25 protein-coding genes and 1 rRNA gene are annotated in these 24,511 nt (G+C 71.6%); 6 read left to right on the forward strand and 20 right to left on the reverse strand.

The genetic code is table 11. The features are described from left to right. The 3 genes from ABZW17_RS26540 to ABZW17_RS26550 all read right to left on the reverse strand — a co-directional run. Window positions 1–91 (reverse strand): 16S ribosomal RNA (locus tag ABZW17_RS26540); the annotation flags it as partial. A gap of 344 nt (window positions 92–435) precedes the next feature. Further along, complete coding sequence (gene tyrS / locus ABZW17_RS26545; protein ID WP_354819597.1) at window positions 436–1,710, reverse strand: tyrosine--tRNA ligase; 1,275 nt, start codon at window positions 1,708–1,710, stop codon at window positions 436–438. A 32-nt stretch (window positions 1,711–1,742) separates the two neighbouring features. Beyond that, a complete protein-coding gene (locus ABZW17_RS26550; RefSeq protein ID WP_354819600.1) occupies window positions 1,743–2,381 on the reverse strand; it encodes a DNA-3-methyladenine glycosylase in 639 nt (212 codons plus the stop codon). Window positions 2,382–2,956: 575 nt separating this feature from the next. Between ABZW17_RS26550 and ABZW17_RS26555 the strand changes: the two genes are divergently transcribed. Next, window positions 2,957–3,184 carry a hypothetical protein gene (locus ABZW17_RS26555; protein ID WP_354819603.1) on the forward strand — a complete coding sequence of 76 codons (228 nt, stop codon included), beginning with the start codon at window positions 2,957–2,959 and terminating at the stop codon, window positions 3,182–3,184. Here the strand turns inward: ABZW17_RS26555 and argH are convergent. The 8 genes from argH to argC are packed head-to-tail and all read right to left on the reverse strand — an operon-like array spanning window position 3,177 to window position 10,627. Further along, window positions 3,177–4,592 (reverse strand): argininosuccinate lyase, encoded by a 1,416-nt coding sequence (gene argH / locus ABZW17_RS26560; protein ID WP_354819605.1) that lies wholly within the window; start codon window positions 4,590–4,592, stop codon window positions 3,177–3,179. The genes ABZW17_RS26555 and argH overlap by 8 nt on opposite strands. 35 nt (window positions 4,593–4,627) lie before the next feature. Then, on the reverse strand, window positions 4,628–4,909 hold the full coding sequence (locus tag ABZW17_RS26565) for an argininosuccinate synthase (RefSeq protein ID WP_354819608.1): 282 nt from the start codon (window positions 4,907–4,909) through the stop codon (window positions 4,628–4,630). Next, entirely contained in the window at window positions 4,906–5,406 is a 501-nt protein-coding gene (locus ABZW17_RS26570) for an arginine repressor (protein ID WP_354819611.1), read from the reverse strand. The genes ABZW17_RS26565 and ABZW17_RS26570 overlap by 4 nt, the downstream gene beginning before the upstream one ends. Further along, entirely contained in the window at window positions 5,403–6,329 is a 927-nt protein-coding gene (argF, locus tag ABZW17_RS26575) for an ornithine carbamoyltransferase (RefSeq protein ID WP_354819613.1), read from the reverse strand. Before argF ends, ABZW17_RS26570 begins: the two co-directional genes overlap by 4 nt. Continuing rightward, window positions 6,329–7,531, reverse strand: a complete 1,203-nt coding sequence (locus ABZW17_RS26580) for an acetylornithine transaminase (protein WP_354819615.1) — start codon at window positions 7,529–7,531, stop codon at window positions 6,329–6,331. The genes argF and ABZW17_RS26580 overlap by 1 nt, the downstream gene beginning before the upstream one ends. Continuing rightward, a complete protein-coding gene (argB, locus tag ABZW17_RS26585; protein WP_354819617.1) occupies window positions 7,528–8,445 on the reverse strand; it encodes an acetylglutamate kinase in 918 nt (305 codons plus the stop codon). The genes ABZW17_RS26580 and argB overlap by 4 nt, the downstream gene beginning before the upstream one ends. Further along, window positions 8,442–9,602: a bifunctional glutamate N-acetyltransferase/amino-acid acetyltransferase ArgJ gene (gene argJ, locus ABZW17_RS26590; RefSeq protein ID WP_354819620.1), complete on the reverse strand. Its 1,161-nt coding sequence runs from the start codon at window positions 9,600–9,602 to the stop codon at window positions 8,442–8,444. The genes argB and argJ overlap by 4 nt, the downstream gene beginning before the upstream one ends. Beyond that, a complete protein-coding gene (argC, locus tag ABZW17_RS26595; protein WP_354819623.1) occupies window positions 9,599–10,627 on the reverse strand; it encodes an N-acetyl-gamma-glutamyl-phosphate reductase in 1,029 nt (342 codons plus the stop codon). The genes argJ and argC overlap by 4 nt, the downstream gene beginning before the upstream one ends. A gap of 83 nt (window positions 10,628–10,710) precedes the next feature. Between argC and ABZW17_RS26600 the strand changes: the two genes are divergently transcribed. Further along, window positions 10,711–11,685, forward strand: coding sequence for a YafY family protein (locus ABZW17_RS26600; RefSeq protein ID WP_354819626.1), 975 nt, complete (start codon window positions 10,711–10,713; stop codon window positions 11,683–11,685). 504 nt (window positions 11,686–12,189) lie between these two features. On the opposite strand, the gene ABZW17_RS26605 is transcribed toward ABZW17_RS26600, so the two are convergent. Both ABZW17_RS26605 and ABZW17_RS26610 read right to left on the reverse strand, forming a co-directional pair. Continuing rightward, the gene (locus ABZW17_RS26605; RefSeq protein ID WP_354819629.1) at window positions 12,190–12,687 is read right to left on the reverse strand and encodes a helix-turn-helix domain containing protein; all 498 of its coding nucleotides are present in this window, start codon (window positions 12,685–12,687) and stop codon (window positions 12,190–12,192) included. A gap of 204 nt (window positions 12,688–12,891) precedes the next feature. Further along, on the reverse strand, window positions 12,892–14,475 hold the full coding sequence (locus ABZW17_RS26610; protein ID WP_354819632.1) for an alpha/beta hydrolase: 1,584 nt from the start codon (window positions 14,473–14,475) through the stop codon (window positions 12,892–12,894). A 137-nt stretch (window positions 14,476–14,612) separates the two neighbouring features. Here ABZW17_RS26610 and ABZW17_RS26615 point away from each other — a divergent pair, with 137 nt between their 5' ends. Further along, window positions 14,613–15,302: a DNA alkylation repair protein gene (locus ABZW17_RS26615; protein WP_354819635.1), complete on the forward strand. Its 690-nt coding sequence runs from the start codon at window positions 14,613–14,615 to the stop codon at window positions 15,300–15,302. Between the two features lie 189 nt (window positions 15,303–15,491). Here the strand turns inward: ABZW17_RS26615 and pheT are convergent, their stop codons facing one another. The 7 genes from pheT to infC form a co-directional block, all read right to left on the reverse strand. Next, a complete protein-coding gene (gene pheT / locus ABZW17_RS26620) occupies window positions 15,492–18,053 on the reverse strand; it encodes a phenylalanine--tRNA ligase subunit beta (RefSeq protein ID WP_354819638.1) in 2,562 nt (853 codons plus the stop codon). After that, complete coding sequence (pheS, locus tag ABZW17_RS26625) at window positions 18,053–19,114, reverse strand: phenylalanine--tRNA ligase subunit alpha (RefSeq protein WP_354819641.1); 1,062 nt, start codon at window positions 19,112–19,114, stop codon at window positions 18,053–18,055. The genes pheT and pheS overlap by 1 nt, the downstream gene beginning before the upstream one ends. Before the next feature lie 133 nt (window positions 19,115–19,247). Then, entirely contained in the window at window positions 19,248–20,084 is an 837-nt protein-coding gene (locus ABZW17_RS26630) for a DUF6159 family protein (RefSeq protein WP_354819644.1), read from the reverse strand. A 49-nt stretch (window positions 20,085–20,133) separates the two neighbouring features. Then, on the reverse strand, window positions 20,134–20,949 hold the full coding sequence (locus tag ABZW17_RS26635; RefSeq protein ID WP_354819979.1) for an RNA methyltransferase: 816 nt from the start codon (window positions 20,947–20,949) through the stop codon (window positions 20,134–20,136). Continuing rightward, on the reverse strand, window positions 20,946–21,323 hold the full coding sequence (gene rplT / locus ABZW17_RS26640) for a 50S ribosomal protein L20 (RefSeq protein ID WP_004559056.1): 378 nt from the start codon (window positions 21,321–21,323) through the stop codon (window positions 20,946–20,948). Before rplT ends, ABZW17_RS26635 begins: the two co-directional genes overlap by 4 nt. A 68-nt stretch (window positions 21,324–21,391) precedes the next feature. Further along, on the reverse strand, window positions 21,392–21,586 hold the full coding sequence (rpmI, locus tag ABZW17_RS26645; protein ID WP_004559057.1) for a 50S ribosomal protein L35: 195 nt from the start codon (window positions 21,584–21,586) through the stop codon (window positions 21,392–21,394). A gap of 69 nt (window positions 21,587–21,655) precedes the next feature. Then, window positions 21,656–22,264, reverse strand: a complete 609-nt coding sequence (gene infC, locus ABZW17_RS26650) for a translation initiation factor IF-3 (RefSeq protein ID WP_354819649.1) — start codon at window positions 22,262–22,264, stop codon at window positions 21,656–21,658. Between the two features lie 200 nt (window positions 22,265–22,464). Between infC and ABZW17_RS26655 the strand changes: the two genes are divergently transcribed. The 3 genes from ABZW17_RS26655 to ABZW17_RS26665 are packed head-to-tail and all read left to right on the forward strand — an operon-like array spanning window position 22,465 to window position 24,505. After that, on the forward strand, window positions 22,465–22,818 hold the full coding sequence (locus tag ABZW17_RS26655; RefSeq protein WP_354819652.1) for a DUF1844 domain-containing protein: 354 nt from the start codon (window positions 22,465–22,467) through the stop codon (window positions 22,816–22,818). 47 nt (window positions 22,819–22,865) lie between these two features. Then, complete coding sequence (locus ABZW17_RS26660; RefSeq protein WP_354819655.1) at window positions 22,866–23,510, forward strand: GntR family transcriptional regulator; 645 nt, start codon at window positions 22,866–22,868, stop codon at window positions 23,508–23,510. After that, the gene (locus tag ABZW17_RS26665; protein WP_354819658.1) at window positions 23,507–24,505 is read left to right on the forward strand and encodes a 1-aminocyclopropane-1-carboxylate deaminase; all 999 of its coding nucleotides are present in this window, start codon (window positions 23,507–23,509) and stop codon (window positions 24,503–24,505) included. Before ABZW17_RS26660 ends, ABZW17_RS26665 begins: the two co-directional genes overlap by 4 nt. Window positions 24,506–24,511 lie beyond the last annotated feature (6 nt).

A 24,511-nucleotide genomic window follows, 5' to 3' on the forward strand; every position in this document is an offset into this window, starting at 1 on the left:
ATCCCCACCCGAAAGTGGTTCAGCGTTCGACTTGCATGTGTTAAGCACGCCGCCAGCGTTCGTCCTGAGCCAGGATCAAACTCTCCAACAATGAACAGTTTAATCGAGGCAATTTAATGCTCTCAAAGGAACCTCATACGAGGTTCAATACATAAGCTCTACTGGCTTAGTTCACTAGCACACTGTTGAGTTCTCAAGCAACACACCCGAGTTTGCCGCGTTCAAGCGGCTCGCTCGAAGCGAGTCATTCCTAGCAGTTTTTGGTGGGACACCCACTCAATCGCGATCCGCGAGAGCTTGGTTCGTGTCCCGGTGGCCACCCGGTTTCCCTGGCGACTTGGAGAACTTTACACCCCTTCCGAGGGCCCGAAACAGGGGGGTACCTTAACCACGTTTCCGCAGGTCAGGCCCCTGTTTCGGGCCGCCCGGGGCCGGTCAGCCGCCGAGCGCGACGCCGGCGACGTTCCGCTTGCCCCTGCGGACCACCAGCCACTTGCCGTGGAGGGCGTCCTCGCGGGCGGGCTTCCACTCCTCGTCCGCGATCTTCACGTTGTTGACGTACGCGCCGCCCTCCTTGAGCGTGCGGCGCGCGGCGCCCTTGCTGTCCACCAGGCCCGCGGCGAGCAGCAGGTCGACGATCGTTGCGTCGCCGGACGGGTCGACCTTGCCGTTCGGCACCTCGGCCATCACCGCGTCGAGGGTGCGTTCGTCCAGGTCACCGAGCTCGCCGCGGCCGAACAGCGCCTGGCTGGCGTTGATCACCTGCCGGGTCTGCTCCTCGCCGTGCACCAGCGTGGTGAACTCCTCCGCCAGCCGCTTCTGCGCGGCCCGCAGCTGGGGGCGCTGCTCGGTGTCCTCGGCCAGCGCGGCGATCTCCTCCTGGTCGAGGAACGAGAACATCCGCAGGTAGCGGACGACGTCGGCGTCACCCACGTTGACGAAGTACTGGTACCAGGCGTAGGGCGAGGTCATCTCCGGGTCGAGCCAGAGGTTGCCGCCGCCGGTGGACTTGCCGAACTTGCGCCCTTCGGCGTCGGTGACCAGCGGCGCGGTCAGCGCGTGCACGCCCGCGCCCTCGGTCCGGCGGATCAGGTCGACGCCGCCGACGAGGTTGCCCCACTGGTCGGACCCGCCGACCTGCAGCTTGCAGCCGTACTGCCGGTAGAGCTGCTGGTAGTCCTGCGACTGCAGGAGCAGGTAGCTGAACTCGGTGTACGACATGCCGTCGCCTTCGAGCCGGCGCTTCACCGTCTCCCGGTTCAGCATGACGTTGACCGAGAAGTGCTTCCCGACGTCGCGCAGGAACTCCAGCGCGCTCTGCCGGCCGGTCCAGTTGAGGTTGTTCTCGACGATCGCGCCGGTCGCCGAGTCGTCGAAGTCGACGAACCGCTCGAGCTGGCCGCGGATGCGCCCGGCCCACTCGGCGACGACGTCGAGCGTGTTCAGCGTGCGCTCACCGGTGTCGCGCGGGTCGCCGATCATCCCGGTCGCGCCGCCGGCCAGCACGATCGGCCGGTGCCCGGCGCGCTGGAAGCGCTTGAGCATGAGCAGCGGGACCAGGTTGCCGGCGTGCAGGCTGGGTGCGGTCGGGTCGAAGCCGCAATAGAGCGTCACGGGACCCTGGTCGAGCTCGCGCCGGAGGGCGTCGATGTCGGTGGACTGCGCGATCAGGCCGCGCCAGGACAGCTCGTCGAGGATGTGTTCGCTCACGCCTGTAGATCCTCCCGCACCAGGTCAACCGACTAACTGGCGGGTCGGACCCGGCGCTTCCCGCCCCGGCGGTAGGTCGACACGGCCGCGGACGCGCCGTCCCAGAACCGCCACGGCGTATCCATGGCCATCGCGACGCCGACGCGCGGCCCGGAGCGGATCCGCTCGGCCGGTACCCGCTCGCCGGCGTACAGCCGGACCGGCGACGCCGGATCGGTCAGGTCGGCGCCGTTCTCCTCGCGGTCGATGCGCAGCACCGACGTCAGGATGGCCGGGCCCTTCGCGAGTTCGCCGGTCCCCCGCGCGTTCGGCCGCCGCTTGCGGACGACGTCGAGGCCGGTGACGACCTCGCCCGCGCGCAGCAGCACGGCACCGGCCACGCCGTCGGTCGACCCGACGATGTTCGCGCAGAAGTGCATCCCGTAGACGAAGTAGACGTACAGGTGCCCGGCGGGACCCCACATGACGGCGTTGCGCGGGGTCTGCCCGCGGTAGCAGTGCGACGCCGGGTCGTCCTCGCCGCGGTAGGCCTCGACTTCGACCAGGCGGACGCCGACCGTGCCGTCGGGACCGTCGGCCTCCAGGACCGAGCCGAGCAGCAGGTGGGCCAGGTCGACCGGGTCGAGCGCGAGTTCGTCGCGGGTAAACAACCGGCCTGCGTCGCCGCTCAAACGGGGGTCCTCTCTTCGGCTGCCTGGCGCGACCACCCTATCCCTTGAGCGATCGCTCAAACTTCTCTCCGGTCGGTTTGAGCAGTCGCTCAAACTCGGAGGGGAGCCGGAGATGCGACCGGAGGCGCTCCACGTCGAGACCGTGATCCGCACGGACCTCGACACGTTGTGGCGGCACACCCAGGACCCGGACCTGCACCGGCGCTGGGACTGCGGTTCGCCGAGATCATCCCGATCGGCGGGCACCTCCACTGCACCTCGCGGTTCCTGGGGGTCACGGTCGGCGGCGTCGGGGTGAGCGCGCCGCGGGAGTGGCCGGACGGTTCCCGCACGTCGGTGCTGCGGTTCGCCTCCGCCGACCCGTTGTCGCTGATCAGCGCGGGCGCGGGGTTCTGGCGTTGCACGCCGATCCCCGGCGGCGTCCGGTTCGTCACCGGCTTCGACTACGGCACCCGATGGGGCCGCTTCGGCCGGCTGGCCGACCGGGTGTTCCAGCCGGTGTTCGGCTGGATGACGAGGCGACCCGCGAGGGCCTCGGCAAGTGGATCACCGAGGTCCGGGCGGCGCTCGAGCGCGTGCTCGAGGGGTCGCCGCCGGCCGAGCTCGCGGACCCGGACGGGCTCGCCCACGCCGTGTCCACCGGGTTCCTCGGGTTGACGCTGTTCGACACCGTCGACCCCGACGGCGCCGAGCAGGCCGTGGCCGCACTGGAGCAGCTGGCCGTGCTCGTCGACGTCCTGGACGGGCTCGGCCCGGTGGCCACGCGGGCCGTCCGGGCCAAGCTCCGCAAGAAGCTCAGTTGAGCCACTGACGCGCCGCCGTGACGCGCTCCTCGAGCCGGGCGCGCTGCTCGGCCACGCGGACGGGCGCCGTGCCGCCCCGCGCGTCACGCGACTTCACCGAGCCTTCGACGGTGAGGACCTCGCGCACCGCGGGCGTGAGCGCCGGGTTGATCTTCTCGAACTCCTCGTCGGTCAGCTCGTCCAGGCCGGCGCCGCGGGCCTCGGCAACGCGGACGCTTTCGCCCGCCGCTTCATGCGCGACGCGGAACGGGACGCCCTGGCGGACCAGCCACTCCGCGATGTCCGTGGCCAGCGTGAAGCCGGCCGGGGCCAGCTCGGCGAGCCGGTCGGTGTGGAAGGTGAGCGTTTCGAGCATGCCGGCGATCGCCGGGAACAACAGCTCCAGCTGCTCGACCGAGTCGAACACCGGCTCCTTGTCCTCCTGCAGGTCGCGGTTGTAGGCCAGCGGCTGTGCCTTGAGGGTGGCCAGCAGGCCGGTGAGGTTGCCGATCAGCCGGCCCGCCTTGCCGCGCGTCAGCTCCGCGACGTCCGGGTTCTTCTTCTGCGGCATGATCGAGCTGCCGGTGGCCCAGGCGTCGTCCAGCGTCACGTAGCCGAACTCGGCGGTGTTCCAGATGATCACCTCTTCGGCGATCCGGGACAGGTTCACCGCGAGCATCGCGACGGCGAAGGCGAACTCGGCGACGAAGTCCCGCGAAGCGGTGCCGTCGATGGAGTTCTCGACGCTGGTCGCGAAACCGAGCTCCTCGGCGACGGCCTCGGGGTCGAGCCCCAGCGACGAGCCGGCCAGCGCGCCCGAGCCGTACGGCGACTCGGCCGTGCGGGCGTCCCAGTCCTGCAGGCGCGAAACATCGCGCAGCAGCGCCTGGCCGTGGGCCATCAGGTGGTGGGCGAGCAGCACCGGCTGGGCGTGCTGCAGGTGCGTGCGGCCGGGCAGGATCGCGTCCGGGTGCCGCTTCGCCTGTGACACCAGGGCGTCGATCACCTCCAGGGTGCCCGCGACGACCCGGCGCGCGGCGTCACGCAGCCACATCCGGAACAGGGTGGCCACCTGGTCGTTGCGCGAGCGGCCGGCGCGCAGCTTGCCGCCGAGCTCGGTGCCCGCGCGCTCGAGCAGGCCGCGTTCGAGGGCCGTGTGCACGTCCTCGTCGGCGATCGTCGGGGTGAACTCCCCCGACGCCACGTCCTGGGCGAGCGTGTCCAGCGCGGCCAGCATGCCGGCGAGCTCGTCTTCGGTGAGCAGGCCCGCCTTGCGCAGCACGCGAGCGTGCGCGCGCGACCCGGCGATGTCGTAGGGCGCCAGGCGCCAGTCGAAGTGCGTCGACGCGCTCAGCGCGGCCATGGCCTCCGCCGGACCGCTGGCGAACCGGCCGCCCCACAGCTGCACCGGCTGCTCGTTCCCGCTCACTGTTCTCGCTTCTCCTCGGTGTTCGTTCGGGTGTTTCAGGCGACCGTGATCCGGCCGTCGTACAGGACCAGCCGGACTTCGCCCGACGTGGTGCCGGTCAGACTGGCGCATCCGCGGCCGGCCCGCCGTTCGAGGGCGGCGCACGCTTCGCCGCGGCCGATCCGCTGCGCCTCGCCCCGCGCGCTCAGCATCCGGCGCGCCTCGGCGACTGACACGGTCTCGCCGTCGATCGCCACCGGGATCCCGCGGTCGAAGGTGACCACGACCTCGTCCGGGGCGAGGAACTCCCCCTCGGCCGGGAAGATGTCGCCGATCACGGTGATCCTTCGTCCGCCGATCGCTGGGCGAGGGCGGCGAAGCGTTCGGCCAGGTCCTTGCCCGTCAGCGGTTCCCGGGCGATCACCGCGACGGTGTCGTCACCCGCGATCGAGCCGACGACCTCCTCCAGCGCCGCCCGGTCGATCGCGCTGGCCAGGAACTGCGCCGCACCCGGCGGCGTCCGCAGCACCATCAGGTTGCCGGAGGAGTCCGCCGAGACCATCAGCTCGGCCAGCAGCCGGGACAGCCGTGACGTGCCGCCCTGCACCCCGCGGACCGGGCTGCCGTCTTCCGGGATGACGTAGACCGGGGCGCCCGAGTCCGGCCCGCGCAGCTTGACCGCGCCCAGCTCGTCGAGGTCGCGCGACAGCGTCGCCTGGGTGACCTCGATGCCCTCGGCGGCCAGCAGTTTCGCCAGCTCGGTCTGGCTGCGGATGGTCATGGTGGCCACCAGCTCGGTGATCCGCGCCTGCCGGCCCACCCGGCTGCCGGTCATCGCCGGCTCTCCTCGAACAGCCAGACCAGCAGCGCCTTCTGGGCGTGCAGGCGGTTCTCGGCCTCGTCCCACACCGCGCTGGCCGGGCCGTCGAGCACCTCGTCGGTGATCTCCCAGCCGCGGTGGGCCGGGAGGCAGTGCAGCACCATCGCGTCGTCCGCGGCCTTCTTCAGCAGCTCGGCGTTGACCTGGAGGGCGCGGAACGGGCCCACCCGGTCGAGGCCGTCGTTCTCCTGGCCCATCGACGTCCACGTGTCGGTGACGAGCACGTCCGCGCCGTCGACCGCCGCGTACGGGTCGGTGTAGGCGGTGGCGCTGCCACCGGTCTCGGTCGCGCGCTTCTTGGCGTCCAGCATCACGCCCTGGTCCGGCTGGAAGCCGACCGGCGAGACGACCCGGACGTGCATCCCGGCGGTGACCCCGCCGAGCAGCAGCGAGTGGGCCATGTTGTTGGCGCCGTCGCCGAGGTAGACGAGGGTGAGGCCGGCGAGCTCGCCCTTGCGCTCGCGGATCGTCATCAGGTCGGTGAGCACCTGGCACGGGTGGAACTCGTCGGTGAGGGCGTTGACCACCGGGATCGACGCGGCCGAAGCCATCGCCTCGATGCGCTTCTGCGCGAAAGTGCGCCACACGATTCCGTCGACGTAGCGCGACAGGACCCGCGAAGTGTCTTCGATGGTCTCTTCGCGGCCGAGTTGCATCGAGCGGCCGTCGACGATCACCGGGTGGCCGCCGAGCTGGCTGATGCCGACCTCGAACGAGAACCGGGTCCGCGTCGAGTTCTTTTCGAAGATCGCCGTGATGGATTTGCCGGCGAGGGTCCTGGTGCCCAGCGGGTCGGCCTTGAGCCGGTCGGCGAGGTCGAGGATGGCCTTCTGCTCGGCCGGACTGACGTCGTCGTCGCGGAGGAAGTGGCGCAGCATCAGTCGGAGTCCTTCGTGGTGGGATCGAGCGCGTTCGGGAGGGCGGCGAGGAAGCCTTCGGCCTGCTCGGCGCCGAGCACGAGCGGCGGCGCCAGCCGGACGGTGTCCGGGGCGACCGGGTTGACGAGGTAGCCGGCGTCCTGGGCGGCCTGGGCGACCGCCGCCGAGACGGGCTGCTTGAGGGCGATGCCGAGCAGCAGCCCGGCGCCGCGCACCCCGGCGACGAGCGGGTGCCCCAGCGCCTCGACCCCCGCCGCGATGTCCTTGCCCAGCGTGGCGACGTGGTCGAGGAGACCGTCGGCGGCGATGGTCTTCAGCACGGCCAGGCCGGCCGCGCAGCAGACCGGGTTGCCGCCGAAGGTGGTGCCGTGCTGGCCCGGCTTGAGCAGGTCGCCCGCCGCGCCGACGCCGATCACCGCGCCCAGCGGCAGGCCGCCGCCGAGGCCCTTCGCCAGCGTGATGACGTCCGGGACGATGCCGGCCTGCTGGTAGCCGAACCAGGTGCCGAGCCGGCCGAGGCCGGTCTGCACCTCGTCGAGCACCAGCAGCGTGCCGGTGGCCTTCGTGATCTCGCGGGCGGCCTGCAGGTAGCCATCCGGCGCCGGGATGACGCCGGCCTCGCCGAGCACCGGCTCCAGGAAGACCGCCGCCGTGTCGGTGTCGACGGCGGCCTTGAGCGCCTCGACGTCCCCGAACGGCACGTGCTCCACGCCGGGCACCAGCGGCTTGAACGGGTCGCGCTTGCCGGGCTGGCCGGTGAGCGTCAGCGCGCCCATGGTCCGGCCGTGGAACGCGCCTTCGGCGGCGACCACCTTCGTGCGCCCGGTCAGCCGGCTGATCTTCAGTGCGGCTTCGTTGGCCTCGGCACCGGAGTTGACGAACAGCACCTTGCCGTGGCCGGTGAGGCCGGCGACGTCCAGCAGTGCTTCGGCGAGCTCGACGGCGACGGGGTTGACGTACAGGTTCGAGGTGTGGCCGAGCTGCTTGATCTGCGCTGTCACGGCTTCGACGACCGCCGGGTGCGCGTGGCCGAGCGCGTTGACGGCGATGCCGCCGACCAGGTCGACGTACTCCCGGCCGTCGGCGTCCCACACCTTCGCGCCCTCGCCGCGCACCAGCGTCAGCTTCGGGGTGCCGTAGTTGTCCATCAGGGCGGACTGCCAGTGCTGCTGGCCGTCCACATTGGACTGGAGGTCGGTCACGGGAGCTCCGTTTCGGGGAAGACCATGGTGCCGATGCCGCGGGAGGTGAAGACCTCCAGCAGCACCGAATGGGCGAGCCGGCCGTCGATCACGTGCGCCCGGCGCACGCCGCCGCGGATGGCGCGCACGCACGCCTCCATCTTCGGGATCATGCCGCTGGCCAGGGTGGGCAGCATCGGTTCGAGGCGGTCGACGCGGATGCGGTCGATCAGCGACGACCGGTCGGGCCAGTTCGCGTACAGGCCTTCGACGTCGGTGAGCACCACGAGCTTCTCGGCGCCCAGCGCGGCCGCGAGCGCACCCGCGGCCGTGTCGGCGTTCACGTTGTGCACGACGCCGTCGACGTCCGGGGCGACGGTGGACACCACCGGGATGCGCCCGGCGTTGACGATGTCGAGCACGGCGTCCGGGTTGACCTCGGCGACCTCGCCGACCAGCCCGATGTCGACCGCTTCACCGTCCACAGTGGCCTGTTTGCGTTCGGCGGTGAACAGCCGGGCGTCCTCGCCGGAGATGCCGACCGCGTACGGGCCGTGGGCGTTGATCAGCCCGACGAGCTCCCGGCTGACCTGGCCGACGAGCACCATCCGGACGATGTCCATCGTCTCCGGCGTGGTGACCCGCAGGCCGCCCTTGAACTCGCCCTCGACACCGAGCCGGTTGAGCATCGCGGTGATCTGCGGGCCGCCGCCGTGCACCACCACCGGGCGCAGGCCGGCCAGCCGGAGGAACACCATGTCCTCGGCGAAGGCCGCCTTCAGCTGGTCGTCGATCATGGCGTTGCCGCCGTACTTCACCACCACCGTGGCGCCGTGGAACCGCTGCAGCCAGGGCAGCGCCTCGATGAGCACTCCGGCCTTCTCGGCCGCCGTCGCGAGTCGTTCGTCCGCGGAAATCAGAGCCTCCTGGGTCATGAGGAGTACGCGCTGTTCTCTTCGACGTAACCGTGCGAAAGATCCGTGGTGTAGATGGTCGCCGTGCACTCGCCGACACCGAGGTCGACGACGATTTCGATGGCGCGGCCGGTGAGGTCGGCCGCCGACCGGTCCGCGGCGGGCACGCCCCGGGCGAACAGGGTGACGCCGTTGATCGCGATCGACACGGTCTCGGGGTCGATGCGGGCGGGGACGCGGCCCAGCGCCATGGCGATCCGCCCCCAGTTCGGGTCCGAGCCGAACAGCGCCGTCTTGACCAGGTTGTCCTCGGCGATCGTGCGGGCGACGGCGATCGCGTCGGCCTCGGTGTCCGCGCCCCGCACGGTGACGTCGACGTCCTTGGTGGCGCCCTCGGAGTCCGCGCGCAGCTGGAGCACGAGGTCGTGGCTCACCGCGGTGAGCAGCTCGGTGAGCTCGGCTTCGGCCGGCTCGACCCCGCTCGCGCCGGAGGCCAGGACCAGGACGGTGTCGTTGGTGGAGGTGCCGCCGTCGACGTCGAGCCGGTCGAAGGTCACGCGGGTCGCCGCGCGCAGGGCGCGGTCGAGGGTTTCCTTGTCCACCACGGCGTCGGTGGTCAGGACCGAGAGCATGGTGGCGAGGTTCGGCGCGAGCATGCCCGCGCCCTTGGCGAAGGCGCCGGCGCTCCAGCCGCTGTCGTGCTTCGCGAACGCCTGCTTCGGCTTGGTGTCGGTGGTCATCACGCCCGTGGCGGCGTTGAGACCCGCTTCGGGGCTCGCGTCGAGGGCCTTGAAGGCGGTGTCCACTCCGGACAGAACCGCGTCCATCGGGAGCCGCTCACCGATCAGGCCGGTGGAGCAGACGGCGACCTCGATCGCGCCGGCCTGCAGGACTTCGGCGACCTTTTCGGCCGTGGCGTGGGTGTCCTGGAAGCCGCCGGGGCCGGTGGCCGCGTTGGCGCCGCCGGAGTTGAGGACGACCGCCTTCAGCCGCTGCTGCTTGAGCACCTCCTGCGACCACAGCACCGGCGCGGCCTTGATGACGTTGCGGGTGAACACACCGGCGGCGACGTCGAGCGGGCCGTCGTTGACGACCAGGGTGAGGTCGAGCGCGCCGGAGGCCTTGATCCCGGCGGCGACGCCGGCGGCGCGGAAGCCCTGGGGGCCGGTGACGGTCACGGTGCCACTCCTACGGTGGGAAGCCCGGTGGTTTCCGGGAGGCCGAGGGCCAGGTTCATCGACTGGACGGCACCGCCGGCGGTGCCCTTCGTGAGGTTGTCGATCGCGGCGACGACGACCAGGCGCTTCGCGTCGGCGTCGACCGTGACCTGCAGCTGGGTGTTGTTCGAGCCGAGCGTCGACGCGGTCGTCGGCCAGGCGCCCGCGGGCAGCAGCTGGACGAACGGCTCGGCGTCGTAGGCCTTTTCGTAGGCGGCCCGGACCGCGGCCTCGTCGACGCCGTCCTTGAGCGGGGCGTTCGCGGTGGTCAGGATGCCGCGGGGCATCGGCGCGAGCACGGGTGTGAAGGACACGGTGACCTGCTCCCCCGCGACGGCCGAAAGGTTCTGCGCGAACTCGGGGGTGTGGCGGTGGGCGCCGCCGACGCCGTACGCGCTCGCCGAGCCCATCACCTCGGAGCCGAGCAGGTGCGGCTTGAGGCTCTTGCCGGCGCCGGAGGTCCCGGTGACCGCGACGACCGTGACGTCGGGCTCGACGAGGGCCGCGGCGAACGCGGGGGCCAGCGCCAGCGATCCGCCGGTCGGGAAGCAGCCGGGCACGGCGATGCGCTTGGTGCCGGCGAGCTTCTCGCGGGCGCCGGGCAGCTCGGGCAGGCCGTACGGCCAATGGCCGGCGTGGTCGCCGCCGTACCAGCGCTGCCAGTCGGCGGCGTCGGCCAGGCGGTGGTCGGCGCCGAGGTCGACCACCAGAACGTCCGGGCCGAGCTGCGCCGCGATCGCCGCGGAGTGCCCGTGCGGCAGCGCGAGGAAGACGACGTCGTGGCCGGCGAGGGTCTCCGGCGTCGTCTCGGCCAGCACGCGGTCGGCGAGCGGGACGAGGTGGGGCTGGTGGACGCCGAGCTTCGTGCCCGCGCTGCTGGCGGCCGTGAGCGCGCCGATCTCGACCTCGGGATGGGTCAGGAGCAGGCGCAGCAGCTCACCACCCGCGTACCCGCTGGCTCCGGCCACCGCGATGTTCACCGTCATACGCATGATTATGCACGCCCTTGCAAGTCTAAACAAACGGGTTTCGCGGGAAGTGGTGGCCGCCACCTTGGGATGCTGGGCGCATGACGGACACCCCGGCCCGGCTGCTCGGCCTGCTTTCGCTGCTCCAGACGCCCCGGGAGTGGCCGGGCAGCGAGCTGGCGTCGCGGCTCGGGGTCAGCCCGCGCACCATCCGCCGTGACATCGACCGGCTGCGCGAGCTCGGCTATCCGGTCGAAGCCAGCCGCGGCACCGCCGGCGGGTATCGGCTGGTCGCCGGCACCGCGATGCCGCCCCTGGTGCTCGACGACGAGGAAGCCGTCGCGATCGCCGTGGGGCTGCGGACCGCCGCGGGGCAGTCCGTGTCCGGGATCGAGGAGGCGTCGGTGCGGGCGCTGGCCAAGCTGGAGCAGGTCCTGCCGGCCCGGCTGCGCCGCCGGGTGGGCACGATCGGCACGGCGACGGTCGCCGTGCCGGCCACCGGGCCGGCGGTCGACCCGGCCCAGCTGACGGTGTTCGCGGGCGCGATCGCCAACCACGAGACGGTGCGGTTCCGCTACCACGCGAACGACGGCACCGAGACCCGCCGCCGCACCGAGCCGCTCCGCCTGGTGGCGGCCGGCCGCCGCTGGTACCTGGTGGCCTACGACCTCGACCGGGCGGACTGGCGCACGTTCCGCGCCGACCGCGTCGACGACGCCCAGGCCACCGGCGGCCGCGCACAGCGGCGCGAGCCGCCCGCCACAGACCTGGCGGCGTACGTCATCGACCGGTTCTACGACCTGACGCCGACGTACCGCGCGGTGGCCGTCCTGTCGGAACCGGCCGCGGAGGTGGGCCCCCGCCTCGGCGCGGCCATCGGCGACCTGACCGATCTGGGCGACGGGCGGTGCCGGTGGCACAGTCATGCGGACACGGTGGATTGGCTGGCGTTCCGGCTGCTCGGGTTGGGGTGTGCGTTCACGGTCGAAGAGCCGAGGGAACTGGTGGAGCACTTGCGGGTGCTGGCGGCTCGGGCCACTGCGGCGGCCGGGGGCTCGGCGATCAGTGCGTCCTGAGGTCGGTTGGTGGCCGGGGGTGTGGCCGGGCGGCTCCGCTGGGGGCCGGGGTGCGGCACGGTTCGGCTGAGGAGCCAAGCCTGGCCGACCGCCGGGGACCGGGCCGGGCCGCCCAGCCCAAGCCTCGTTCGCGGCACGGTTCGACCGGCGAGCCAAGCCCGGCCCGCCGCCCGGGACGCGGCCGGACCATCCGGCCCAAGCCGCCTTCGCGACCAGACCCGACCGGCGAGCCAAGGCGGGCCGACCGCCGGAGACCCGGCCGGACTGCCCAGCCCAAGCCACCTTCGCCACCCGACCCGACCGGCGAGCCAAGCCCAGCCGAGCGCAACTGCACGCTCGGGTGCGGGCGAACCGCGCGCATCCGCAGCCCACAACCCATGCTTCTCCCGCCCAATCCACGCGGCCGGGCGGCCACCGCGTACCCACGTCATTCCTCCCCTGGTCGTCCGGCGAACCCCTCCCGGCGGTGGGCCGGCCCGCGCTGGGCCGGCCCACCGCCGTCGCTCAGGTGGGTTCGCCTTCGTCCAGGTCCGTCCGCCTGCTCGGCGGGACCGGCAGGTAGCAGCCCGGGTTCTCCGGGTCGCAGCCCACCCGCGGGAGCCGGGCGCGGATGCCGCCGGGGGTGCGCTCGAAGTACGCCGCGATCTGCGCGACGCTCTCCCCCGCGATCCACCGGTGTTCCAGTTCCGCGTCCATCTCCTCGTTCCACGGGCGGCCCTGCTGGGCAGGACGGCCCGCGGATCTTCGCCGCACCGGCCGGCCCTCGCCGGTTGCGGAGAGCAACCCCTCCGCGACGAGGTCGGCGACCGTGGCCGCCACCGCGACGTCCAGGTCGAGGCTGCCCTCGGCGACCGGTTCGCCGCCGGGGCCGCCGGCTTCCAGGGTGATCATCACCCGGGGTGTGGGTTCGGCGCGGTCGACGTCCGTCCTGGTCGTGACCACGATGTTGTAGGTGTTGTCCTGGGCCCGGAGCTCGGTCCGGCGCTCTTCGCTGATCGACATGCCACGAAGGTAGCGCGCACCCCCGACAGTTTTCGGGCACGCGCTGCTCACGGCCGGTTTCGCTCCGAAATTGTCGGACCCCTCCCCTAACGTCTCCGATGACCACGAACCGTCACGAGGAGGGCGACGATGGAACACCGGCGGACAAGACGCTGCCCCGGTCCGGGCGAGCCGGGCCGGGGCAGCGGGATGGGGCTGTTCCGCTCAGAAGTGCAGCAGCTGGGCCAGCGTGCTCTGCTTCTCCTGGGCGGCCTTCGCGGAGTTGTCCGACTTCTGCGCCGCGGCGCCGTCGGGCACCGGCGGCGGCACCGGGCTGCACTGGACGTCCGAGTGGTTGCCGGGCTGGCGCTTCGGCAGTGCGCCGGTGGCCAGGTAGTCGGCGATCTTGTCGTCCACACAGGACACCCCGGACAGCGAACCGGCGTGCGTCGTCCCGCCCGGGGCGCTGATCAGGCTCGAGTTCGGGTACCGCTTCCGGACTTCGAGGCTGCCGGCGTACGGCGTGGCGGCGTCGAGTTCCTCGCTGATCAGGAGCGCTCCGGCGACCTTGCGGCCGTCGATGTCCACCGGCTTGCCCGCCTTCGCCGGCCAGTACACGCAGGGCGCGTTGAACCAGGCGTTGCCCCAGGTCTCGAACGGGGCCTTGAAGTAGGTCAGCCAGTTGTCGACCCGCCACTTGTTCCAGCTGGTCGGCCACTGCACGTCGGTGCACTGCACGCCCAGGTACACGGCGAAGCCGTTGTCGTCACCCGGCGGGTTCGAGGCGTCGTAGAGGTCCTTCAGCGTCTGCCAGTCACCCTTGTGCACGTAGCCGTCGAAGGCCTTGGCCATGTCGACCCAGCCGAAGACGTAGTAGCCGGCCTGCAGGAAGATGTCGGTCCACTCGTCGCCGCCGATGACACCGCCCGCGGGGTTCTTGGCGAGCTTGCGCTGGGTGTCGTACCAGAGCTTCTCGACGGCGTCGCCGGTCTTGCCCAGGTGGTAGACGTCGTCGTACTTGGCCAGCCAGCCGAAGTAGATCTTGATGTTCTTGTCGAAGGCGACGTCCTGGTCGAGGTTGGCCTCGTACCAGACCTTCCGCGGGTCGACGTTGCCGTCGAGCACCATCCGCCGGACGTTCTTCGGGTACAGCGTGCTGTACACCTGGCCGAGGTAGGTGCCGTAGGAGAAGCCGTAGTAGTTGATCTGCTTTTCGCCGAGGGCCTTGCGCAGGCTGTCCATGTCCTGCGCGACGTCGGTCGTCTTGATGTGGTTCAGGATCTCGCCGTTCTTGCGGCACGCGTCGGCGTACCCCTTCGAGCGGGCGAGCCAGGTCTTCTCCAGCTGCACCGTGGTCGGCACGTAGGCGGGCCGGTCGTAGCTGAAGTAGTTCCCGTCGCAGCTGATCGCGGGCTTGCTGGACCCGACGCCCCGCGGGTCGAAGCCGATCCAGTCGTAGTTGTCACCCGCATGGTTCGGCACGTACTTGCCGAGCACCGACAGGCCGAGGCCGGAGCCACCGGGACCACCCGGGTTCACCAGCATGATGCCCTGGGACTGCGCGGTCTTGTGCTTGATCCGCGACACCGCGACGGAGACCTTCGCCCCGCCCGGCTTCGCGTAGTCCATCGGCACTTCGAGGAAGCCGCACTCGGCGCCGTTGGCCTTGAGGCTCGCCGACGTGCAAGGGCCCCAGGCGATCGGCGCGGGGCTGAACTGCGCCCCGGGATCCGCCGACGCGGCGGGCGCGGCGGCCATCAGCCCGGCCGCGAGCCCCGCCGCGGCAACAGCGGCAACGATTCTTTTCACAGTCGTCCTTTTCATCCGCATTCGACAGCGTTCGCCAGATTTCGACGAAACTACCGGCAACCCTGGACAATCTCGCTGACCGACGCGGCTTCCGCCATCCGCCTTTCGTCGGTACCTGTGCGGCGACGGGAGGACGGATGAGCGCGGACCAAGGACTGGTCAAGGAAATCCGCGACGGGCTCGCCGAGCTGGCTGACCCGGCGAAAGCGCCGTCGATGCAGGCGTACATGAAGTCGGCCATGCCCTTCCGCGGCGTGCCGAAACCCCAGCGCAGCGCCCTCCTCAAGCACGTGCTGGCCGACCACGTACTGCCCGATCGGGTGACATATTCGGCGACGGTCCTGGAGCTGTGGCGGACCGCCGGATATCGCGAGGAACGCTACGCGGCGATCGATCTTTCCGGGTACCGGGCGTACCGGCGGTGGCAGGATCCGGAGCTGCTGCCGGTGTACGAGGAAATGATCGTCGGCGGGGCGTGGTGGGACTACATGGACGAGCTCGCGATCCGCCGGATCGGGCCGATCCTGCGGGCCGATCGGGCGAGGGTCACGCCGGTGATGCGCGCGTGGGCGGCGGGCGCCGACCTCTGGCGCCGCCGCACGGCAATCATCTGCCAGGTCGGGGCCAAGGTGGAGACGGACACGGACTTGCTGCGCGGTGCGATCGAGCCGGCGATCGCGGAGCCGGAGTTCTTCCTGCGGAAGGGGATCGGCTGGGCGCTGCGGGACTACGCGAAGACGGCGCCGGGCTGGGTCCGGTCGTTCGTGGACGATCACCCGGGGTTGTCCGGGTTGTCGAGACGGGAGGCGCTGAAGCACCTCGGCTGAGCCGGCCTGCGTGACTGAACGGCCGGCTCGCGTACCTGAGCGGTCGGCTCGCGTACCCAGGAGGTCGGCTCGCGTACCCAGGGGGTCGGCTCGCGTACCCAGGGGGTCGGGTCGCGTGGCTGGAGGGTCGGGCGGTGCAGGGGTGCGGTGAGGGCTGGTTTGGCCCTCACCGCACCATCTGCCGAACCGTCAGGCGCGCAGGGTTGCGCTGAAGCGCTCGCCGGCTGCGGCCACTGCCGCGTCGCGGGCCTTTGTTGCCTCGTCGACCGTCAGCGTCCGGTCCGCGGCCCGGAACCGGAGCTTGTACGCCAGGGATCGCTTGCCCTCGCCCACCTGCTCGCCCGCGTACACGTCGAACAGCGTGATCTCCTCCAGGAGCTCGCCCGCGCCCGTGCGCAGGACCTCGGCCAGGTCCGCCGAGGGCACGTCGGCCGCGGCCACCAGGGCCACGTCCAGCAGCACCGGCGGGTAACCCGACACGCTCGGGGCCGGGCGGGCGTCCGGGAGCGGGATCGCGTCCAGGTCCAGCTCCATCGCCACCGTCCGGGGCGGCAGGCCCAGGGCCTCGACCACCTTCGGGTGCAGCTCGCCCGCGTGGCCGACCGGCCAGTCGCCCACCCGCAGCTGCGCGCACCGGCCCGGGTGCCACGGCGGCAGGTCGGCCGCCTGGACCGTCAGCTCGATCCCGGCCGCCTCCGCGACCGTGCGGGCCGCCTGGACCGCGTCGGCCCAGTTCGCCCGCTCGCCTTCGCCCCACCAGCCCGCTCGGCGCCGGTTGCCCGCGAGGACCACCGCCACGTGCAGCGGCTGCTGCGGCACCGCCGCCTCCAGCACGGCCAGCTCCTCGTCGGACGGCCGCCGGTCGACGCCGAGGTCGGGAACCTTCAGCGGGTTCGGGGCCGGGAGGACCACCTGGCCGATGTGGTAGAGCGAGACGTCCTTCATCCCGCGCGACACGTTGCGCTGCAGCGTGTCCAGCAGGCCCGGCAGCAGCGTCGTCGCCAGGCGGTTGCGGTCGGCCTCCAGCGGGTTGCGGACCACCACGGTCTTGCGGCGGACGTCGTCGGCCGGCAGGCCGAACGCGTCCCAGACCGCGTCGCCGACGAACGGGAACGGCCGCACCTCGACGTAGCCCGCCTCGGCCAGCGCCCGGGCCACCCCGCGGACACGGCGCTGCGCGTCGGTCAGGCCGCGGCCGGCCGGGGCCGCCGGGAGCGTCGACGGGATGCTGTCGTAGCCCTCCAGGCGCAGCACCTCTTCGACCAGGTCCGCCGGCTGGCGGAGGTCGCCGCGCCAGGACGGCGGGATCGCCGTGACCAGGCCCGTTCCGTCGTCGCCCGTGCTGACCGCGACCTTGCAGCCGATCTGGGTCAGCCGGCGGACCGTCACGCCGCGCTGGTAGCTCACGCCCGCGACCTTGTCGGGCAGGTTGATCGGCATCACGACCGGCGGGTTCGGCTCGACCGCGCCCTCGTCGGTGCGGCCGGGCTGGATCGCCGCGTCGCCGTACTGGCGCAGCAGCCGGGCCGCCAGCTCGACGGCGGCCGCGCAGAGCTGCGGGTCGGTGAACCGCTCGAACCGCTTGGCCGCCTCGGAGAACAGCTTGTGGCGGCGGGCCGTGCGGCTGATCGCCGCCGGGTTCCAGTGCGCCGCCTCGAGCAGGACGTCGGTGCTCTCCGTCGTGATCTCGGTGCTCGCGCCGCCCATCGTGCCCGCCAGCGAGATGACGCCGCTGTCGTCGGCGATGACGATGTCGTCCGGGTCGAGCGCGCGCTCGACGTCGTCCAGCGTGGTCAGCTTCTCGCCCGGCTTCGCCCGGCGCACCACCAGGTCGCCCTGGATGGCCTTCGTGGCGAACGCGTGCAACGGGTGCCCGAGCTCGAGCATCACGTAGTTCGTGACGTCCACGGCCAGGGAGATCGACCGGATGCCGGCCAGCATCAGCCGGCGGCGCATCCACCACGGGGACGGCGCCGTCGCGTCCAGGCCGGTGACCCGGCGCAGCACGAACCGCGGGCAGCCGTCGGTGTCCTCGACGTGGACCGGCCAGGCGTCGCCCTCGGCCGCCGGGACCTCCAGCAGGGCCGGGTCGCCGAAGGGCACGTCGAGCGCGTTGGACAACTCGCGGGCCAGCCCGCGGATCGACAGCGCGTAGCCGCGGTCCGGGGTCGGGGCCAGCTCGATCACCGAGTCGTTCAGGCCGAGCAGCTCGCTCGCGTCGTCGCCCGGGCTGGCCGTGCCCGGCGGCAGGACCAGGATGCCGGTGTGGTCGTCGCCGAGGCCGAGCTCGCGGGCCGAGCAGATCATGCCGTCGCTGATCCGGCCGTAGGTCTTGCGGGCGGCGATGGTGAAGTCGCCGGGCAGAACCGCGCCGGGCAGCGCGACGACGACCAGGTCGCCCTCGGTGAAGTTGCGCGCGCCGCAGATGATGCCGCGGGTCTTGATGCCGTGCGGGCCCTCGTCGAACTCGCCGTCTTCGTCGTCGTCCTCGTCGTCGAGTTCGTCCGCGAGCTCCGCTTCGTCGGCGGGCTCGCCGACGTCGACGCGGCAGAAGCGCACCGGCTTTTTGAACTCGGTGAGCTCCTCGACCTCGGCGACCCGGCCGACGACCAGCGGGCCGGTCACCGGGCCGAGTTCGCTCAGGTCGTCGACCTCGATGCCGATCCGGACGAACGCGTCGGCCAGGTCCTGCGGCGTGACCTCGTCCGCGAGCTCGAGGTGTTCGGTCAGCCAGCTGACTGGGACTCGCACTACGCCTCCGTTCCGAAGGGAAGGGTGAAGCGGACGTCGCCCTCCACCATGTCGCGCATGTCCGGGATCCCGTTGCGGAACTGCAGGGTGCGCTCGATGCCCATGCCGAAGGCGAAGCCCGAGTACACCTCGGGGTCGACACCGCAGGCGCGCAGCACGTTCGGGTTGACCATGCCGCAGCCGCCCCACTCGACCCAGCCGGGGCCGCCCTTCTTCTCCTCGAACCAGACGTCGACCTCGGCGGACGGCTCGGTGAACGGGAAGAAGTGCGGGCGCAGGCGGGTCTTGGAGTTCTCGCCGAACATCGCGCGGGCGAAGGCGTCGAGCGTGCCCTTGAGGTGCGCCATGGTGATGCCCTTGTCCACCGCGAGGCCCTCGACCTGGGTGAACACCGGCGTGTGGGTCGAGTCGAGCTCGTCGGTGCGGTACGTGCGGCCGGGGCACACGACGTACACCGGCAGGTCGCGGTGCAGCAGCGTGCGCGCCTGGACCGGCGAGGTGTGCGTGCGCAGCACCAGGCCGGAGTCCTCCTCGCCGACGTAGAACGTGTCCTGCAGCTGGCGGGCCGGGTGGTCCTTGCCGAAGTTCAGCGCGTCGAAGTTGAACCACTCGGCTTCGAGCTCCGGGCCCTCGGCGACCTCGTACCCCATCGCGACGAACGCGTCGGCGACGCGTTCGGAGATGGTGCTGATCGGGTGCCGGGCGCCGCGCGGGACGCGGTCCCACGGCAGCGTGACATCGACGGCTTCTTCACGCAGCACGCGCTCGTCGCGCTCCACCTGCAGCTCGGCGCGACGCTCGTCGAAGGCCGCCTGGACGGCCTGTCGCGCCTCGTTGACACGCTTGCCCGCCTCGGCCTTCTCCTGCTTGGGCAGGGCGCCGATCTCCCGGCGGGCCAGCAGCAGCGGCGCGTGGTCGCCGAGGTGCGCCGGCTTGACCTCCGCCAGCGCTTCGAGCCCGGTCGCGGCGGCGAACGCCGCCTGGGCGGCCTTGACCGCCTCCTGCAGCGTCTCGGGGGCGAGCACCGCGCCCTGGGCTTCCTTCTCCGTGGCTCCGGACATAACTCCTCGGCGTCCGCTGGGACTGGTCGTTCGCGCTCCGCCGCACACGGCGCGCGAGAGGTCAAAGGCGGGAAAAGTCTAGGGGATCGGCTCCGCCCGCCCCCGGTCGCCCCGGGGGCGTGCGGACGCACGGTCAGCGGGCGCGGAACGCCTCCGCGAAGTCGACCGACGCGAAGTCGCCGGGCACCACGCCGTCGGCGGCGTAGCGGTACAGCGCCGCCTGGTAGATGCCGGACAACGTGGTGGTGAAGACGGCCACCAGCAGGGTCCAGACGATCGCCAGCCCGACCGCGGCGAACACCGTGGCCGTGCCGCCGAGCAGGAACCCGCCGCCGAGGAACACGACGTACCCGGCCAGGGTGAGCAGGAACCCGACGAGGCCGAGGCCGGCGGTGCCGGCGACGTTCTCGCCCCAGGTCCGGCGGAACAGCTCGACCGAGCGCTTGACGCCGCCGCGGACGCCGGTGCCTTCGAGCATCACCACCGGCAGCACGAGGAACGTGGTGAACCGCCACGCCATGCCGATCAGGCCGCTGATGATGCTGCCGAGGAACCCGAGCCGCTCTTCGATCGTCCGCAGCACGACGCTGACCGTCGCGGTGACGCCGGCCCAGCCGAGCAGCGCCGGCCAGCGACGGCTCGCCGCGGCCAGGCCGGCGCCGACGCCCGGCACCCCGCCGTCGCCGCGCAGCGCCACGTCGGCCTGGGAGATCAGGGCGGCGTTGAAGAAGATCGTGGCGAACGCCGAGACCAGGTAGAACGCCCCGAGCAGCACCCACGAGGTGGCGGTGATCCGGCCCTGGCCGGTGATTTCGGCGTGCGAGGCGAAGAACGCCGGCGTCAGGAACACCCCGGCGACCAGCAGCCCGGCGATCCCGGCGAGCACCGGGAACCACGCCAGGCCCTTGTGGGCGCGCAGCACCCGGAACGAGGCGACGAACAACGCGTACGAACGAGCAAGCCTGCCCATGGATCCCCCCAAGTGGCCACAATGGATACCGCGGCAGCCTACTCGCAGGTCAGCGCCGCGCCGCCAGCGCACTCGTGTACACGCAGACGGCGGCCGCGGTGGCCAGGTTCAGGCTTTCCGCCCGGCCGTACAGGGGGATGCGGACGGCGAGGTCGGCCCGGTCGAGGACGTCGGCGGGCAGGCCGTGGGCCTCGTTGCCGAACACCCACGCGGTCGGCTCGGTGAGGTCCACCCGATCGAGTTCGGCGTCGGCGTAGCCGTGGGCGGCGAACGTCTTCAGGCCCGCGCCCGAGCAGGCGGCGAGCGCGGCGTGGACGTCGCGGACGCGCGCGATCGGCAGGTGGAAGAGGCTGCCGGCGGCCGCGCGGACGCACTTGCCGTTGTGCGGGTCGACCGTGTCGCCGGCCAGGACCACCGCGTCGGCGCCCGCCGCGTCGGCGACGCGGATGACCGTGCCCGCGTTGCCGGGGTCGGCCACGTCGACCAGCACCACCACGAGCCGGGCGGCCGGGGTCACAGCCTCCTCGAGCGGCCGGTCGAGCAGCGCGCAGACGGCCACGATGCCCTGCGGCGTCACGGTTTCCGAGAGCCCGTCCGCGGCGCGGTCGGTGATCGGCGAGACGCCGACACCGGCCGCGCGGGCCGCGTCGACCAGGGCCGCGTGCTGGTCCGCCGCACGAGAGGTGACGAACAGCTCGTACACCGTGCCGTCGGCCAGCGCGGCCTCGACGGCGTTGGCGCCTTCGGCCAGGAACCGGCCGGTCCTGTCGCGTTCCGCGCGCCGCGTCAGCTTGCGCGCAGCAACGACCCGGGGGGTCCGCTCGGTGAACGGATCCGCCCCGGGTCGCGGAAAGCTGCCGGTCAGGCCGACTTCGCTTCGCCGGTGTTCACGTTGGCCTTGGCGAGCTCGGCCAGCGCGGTGAAGGCGGCGGCGTCGTTGACGGCCAGGTCCGCGAGGATCTTGCGGTCGACCTCGACACCCGCGGCCTTGATGCCCTGGATGAACCGGTTGTAGGTCACGCCGTTCGCGCGGGCCGCCGCGTTGATGCGGGTGATCCACAGCTGGCGGAAGTCACCCTTGCGGGCACGGCGGTCCCGGTAGGCGTAGTTGAGCGAGTGAAGCGTCTGCTCCTTGGCCTTGCGGTACAGCCGCGAACGCTGGCCGCGGTAGCCGCTGGCCAGTTCGAGAGTTGCGCGACGCTTCTTCTGGGCGTTGACCGCCCGCTTGACGCGTGCCACGGGTCCATCCTGTCGATTTCAGGGGGCGAGGGGGCCGCCCCGGGGTGGTTAGAGCAAGTTCTGCGGGATCAGATGCCGAGCAGGCGCTTGACGCGGCCGGCCTCGGTCTTCGACACCTCGGTGGTGCCCTCGAGACGGCGGGTCACGCGGCTGGACTTCTTCTCCATGCGGTGGCGCCGGCCGGTCATCTGGCGGCGCAGCTTGCCCGTACCCGTCTTGCGGATGCGCTTGGACGTCCCGCTGTGGGTCTTCATCTTCGGCATTTCTGTCCTCTTTCGTGCGGCGGCTCACCGGAGATTCCGGTGAGCCGCTGGACTCGTGCTGGTCGGCGCTTACGCCTCGGGGGCCGTCTCGGCCTTCGCCTTCGGCTTCACGTTCTTGTGCGGGGCCAGCACCATGATCATGTTTCGACCGTCCTGCTTGGGCGACGACTCCACGAAGCCCAGCTCGGTCACGTCGTCGGCGAGCTTCTGCAGCAGCCGGAAGCCGAGCTCCGGCCGGGACTGCTCGCGACCACGGAACATGATCGTGACCTTGACCTTGTTGCCGGCCGCCAGGAAGCGCGACACGTGACCCTTCTTGGTCTCGTAGTCGTGCTGGTCGATCTTGGGGCGCAGCTTCTGTTCCTTGATGACGGTCAGCTGCTGGTTGCGGCGGGACTCGCGGGCCTTCTGCGCGCTCTCGTACTTGAACTTGCCGAAGTCCATGAGCTTGCACACCGGCGGGCGGGCCTGCGGCGCGACCTCGACGAGGTCGAGATCGTTCTCCTGCGCCAGGCGCAGCGCATCCTCGATCCGGACGATGCCGACCTGTTCGCCGGCGGGGCCGACGAGTCGGACCTCCGGCACCCGGATTCGGTCGTTGATGCGTGTCTCGGAGCTGATGGGGCCTCCTTGGTCCGAGGAATGTTTCCTGTTCTCGTTTCGACCTGGTGCCCACATAGCGAAGGCCCCACGACACCATGCGGTGCGCGGGGCCCACTCTGTTTCCGATCGTGTCCCGGAGGACACTTCTTCACCCTGGGCTGCACGCCCGGGCGAGACCGGACCCGGACACCTGTACGGTGACGCGGGTGGGAGCGGGGCTCCACTTGCCGCCCCCGATCGCTCGGGGGCTGGTCGCTCGTGGAAGGGTACCAGACGTGTCAGATCAACCCGCCGAACAGCCCCCGTATTCCTCCCGCGACCTCGAGGAGATCCCGAGCGTGGAGGTGATCAGCCGGGCAGCGGTGATGCTGCTGTCGGCCGGCGCCGAACGCCTGGGCCTCGCCGACGCCGACCCCGAGACGTCGCCGCACCGCGACCTCGACGAGGCGCGCCGCCTGATCACCGCGCTCGCCGGGCTCGTGACGGCGTCGGCGGAGTACCTGGGCCTGCACGCCGGCCCGTTGCGCGACGGGCTGCAGTCGCTCCAGAAGGCGTTCCGCGAAGCTTCGGTCGTCCCGGATCCGCCCGGCCAGGGCCCCGGCGAGAAGTACACCGGCCCCGTCTACTGACCTTTCACTCGTCCGGTTGTTACCGGACGAGGCTTCCGACATCTAACATGTTAGATGTGAGTCTCTCAAAGGTCACTCGCCCGTTGCTCCGCGACGAGGCCTACGACCGCATCCGCCGCGCGATCGTCGACGGCACGCTGCCGCCCGGCACCCCGCTGCGCGACGCCGATCTCGCGGACCAGCTCGGCCTGTCCCGCGCCCCGGTGCGCCAGGCCCTGCTGCGTCTGACCGACGACGGCCTCGTCGACTCCAAGCCGCAGAGCTACACGCGGGTCTCCGAGGTGATGTCCCCCGACGTGCTCGACGCCCGCGAGATCGTCCGGCTGCTGCACGAGTTCGCCGTCAGGCAAGCCGTGCCGAAGATCCGCCGGGAAGACATCGCCGCGATGCGCGCGGCCAACGACCGGTTCGCCGCCGCCATCGAAGCCCGGGACATCGCGGCGGCCGTGCAGGCGGACGACGAGCTGCACGACGTCCCGGTCCGCCTGGCCGGCAACGCCGCCGTGGCCGCGACCCTCGACCGCTACACGCCGTTGCTGCGCCGCCTGGAACACGCCCGGTTCAGCTCGACGCTGGCCTGGAACTCCGTCAAGCGCCACACGAACCTCATCGACGCGCTCGAGAAGCGCGACGCCGAGACCGCCGTCTCCGTGATTTCGACCATCTGGACCGACCTGCTGGAGGAACAGTGACCCTCGCCGACTTCCCCCGCTTCCCGCTGCTGTTCGGGCCCTCGCCGGTGCACCCGCTGGACCGGCTGTCCGCCCACCTCGGCGGCGCGCGGGTCTGGGCCAAGCGCGAGGACGTGAACTCCGGCCTCGCCTTCGGCGGGAACAAGACCCGCAAGCTGGAGTACCTCGTCGCCGACGCGCTCGCCCAGGGGGCCGACACGCTCGTCTCCATCGGCGGCGTCCAGTCCAACCACACCCGCCAGGTCGCCGCGGCCGCGGCGCGCGCCGGGCTGAAGGCCGTGCTGGTGCAGGAGAGCTGGGTCGACTGGCACGACCCGCTCTACGACAAGGTCGGCAACATCCAGCTGTCGCGGATCCTCGGCGCCGACGTCCGGCTGGTCGAGGCCGGCTTCGGCATCGGGTTCAAACAGGCGTGGGAGGACGCGGTCGCCGAGATCGAAGAGCGCGGCGGGAAGCCGTACGCCATTCCCGCGGGCGCCTCCGACCACCGGCTCGGCGGCCTCGGTTTCGCGAACTGGATCGTCGAGCTGGAGGCCCAAGAGGAGGAACTCGGCGTCTTCTTCGACACCGTGATCGTCTGCTCGGTCACCGGCAGCACGCAGGGCGGGATGGTGGCCGGCGCCGCCTCGAGCGGCAAGCCGCGCCGCATCCTCGGCATCGACGCCTCGGCGAAGCCGGCCGAGACCCTCGCGCAGGTCACGCGCATCGCGCGGAACACCGCGGAGCTGATCGGCGCCGGCGAGATCGCGGACGTCGAGCTGGACGACCGCTACCACGCCGGCATCTACGGCATCCCCGACAAGTCCACTGTGGATGCGATCGGGACGTGCGCCCGACTGGAAGGGATGATCACCGACCCGGTGTACGAGGGCAAGTCGATGGCGGGCCTCATCGATCTCGTCGGCACCGGCGAAATCCCGCGCGACTCGAACGTGCTCTACGCCCACCTCGGCGGGCAGCCCGCGCTCAACGGCTACACGAGCGTCCTCGGCTGAACCGGT

Source organism: Amycolatopsis sp. NPDC004625 (genome assembly GCF_040609695.1).
Taxonomy (GTDB): domain Bacteria; phylum Actinomycetota; class Actinomycetes; order Mycobacteriales; family Pseudonocardiaceae; genus Amycolatopsis.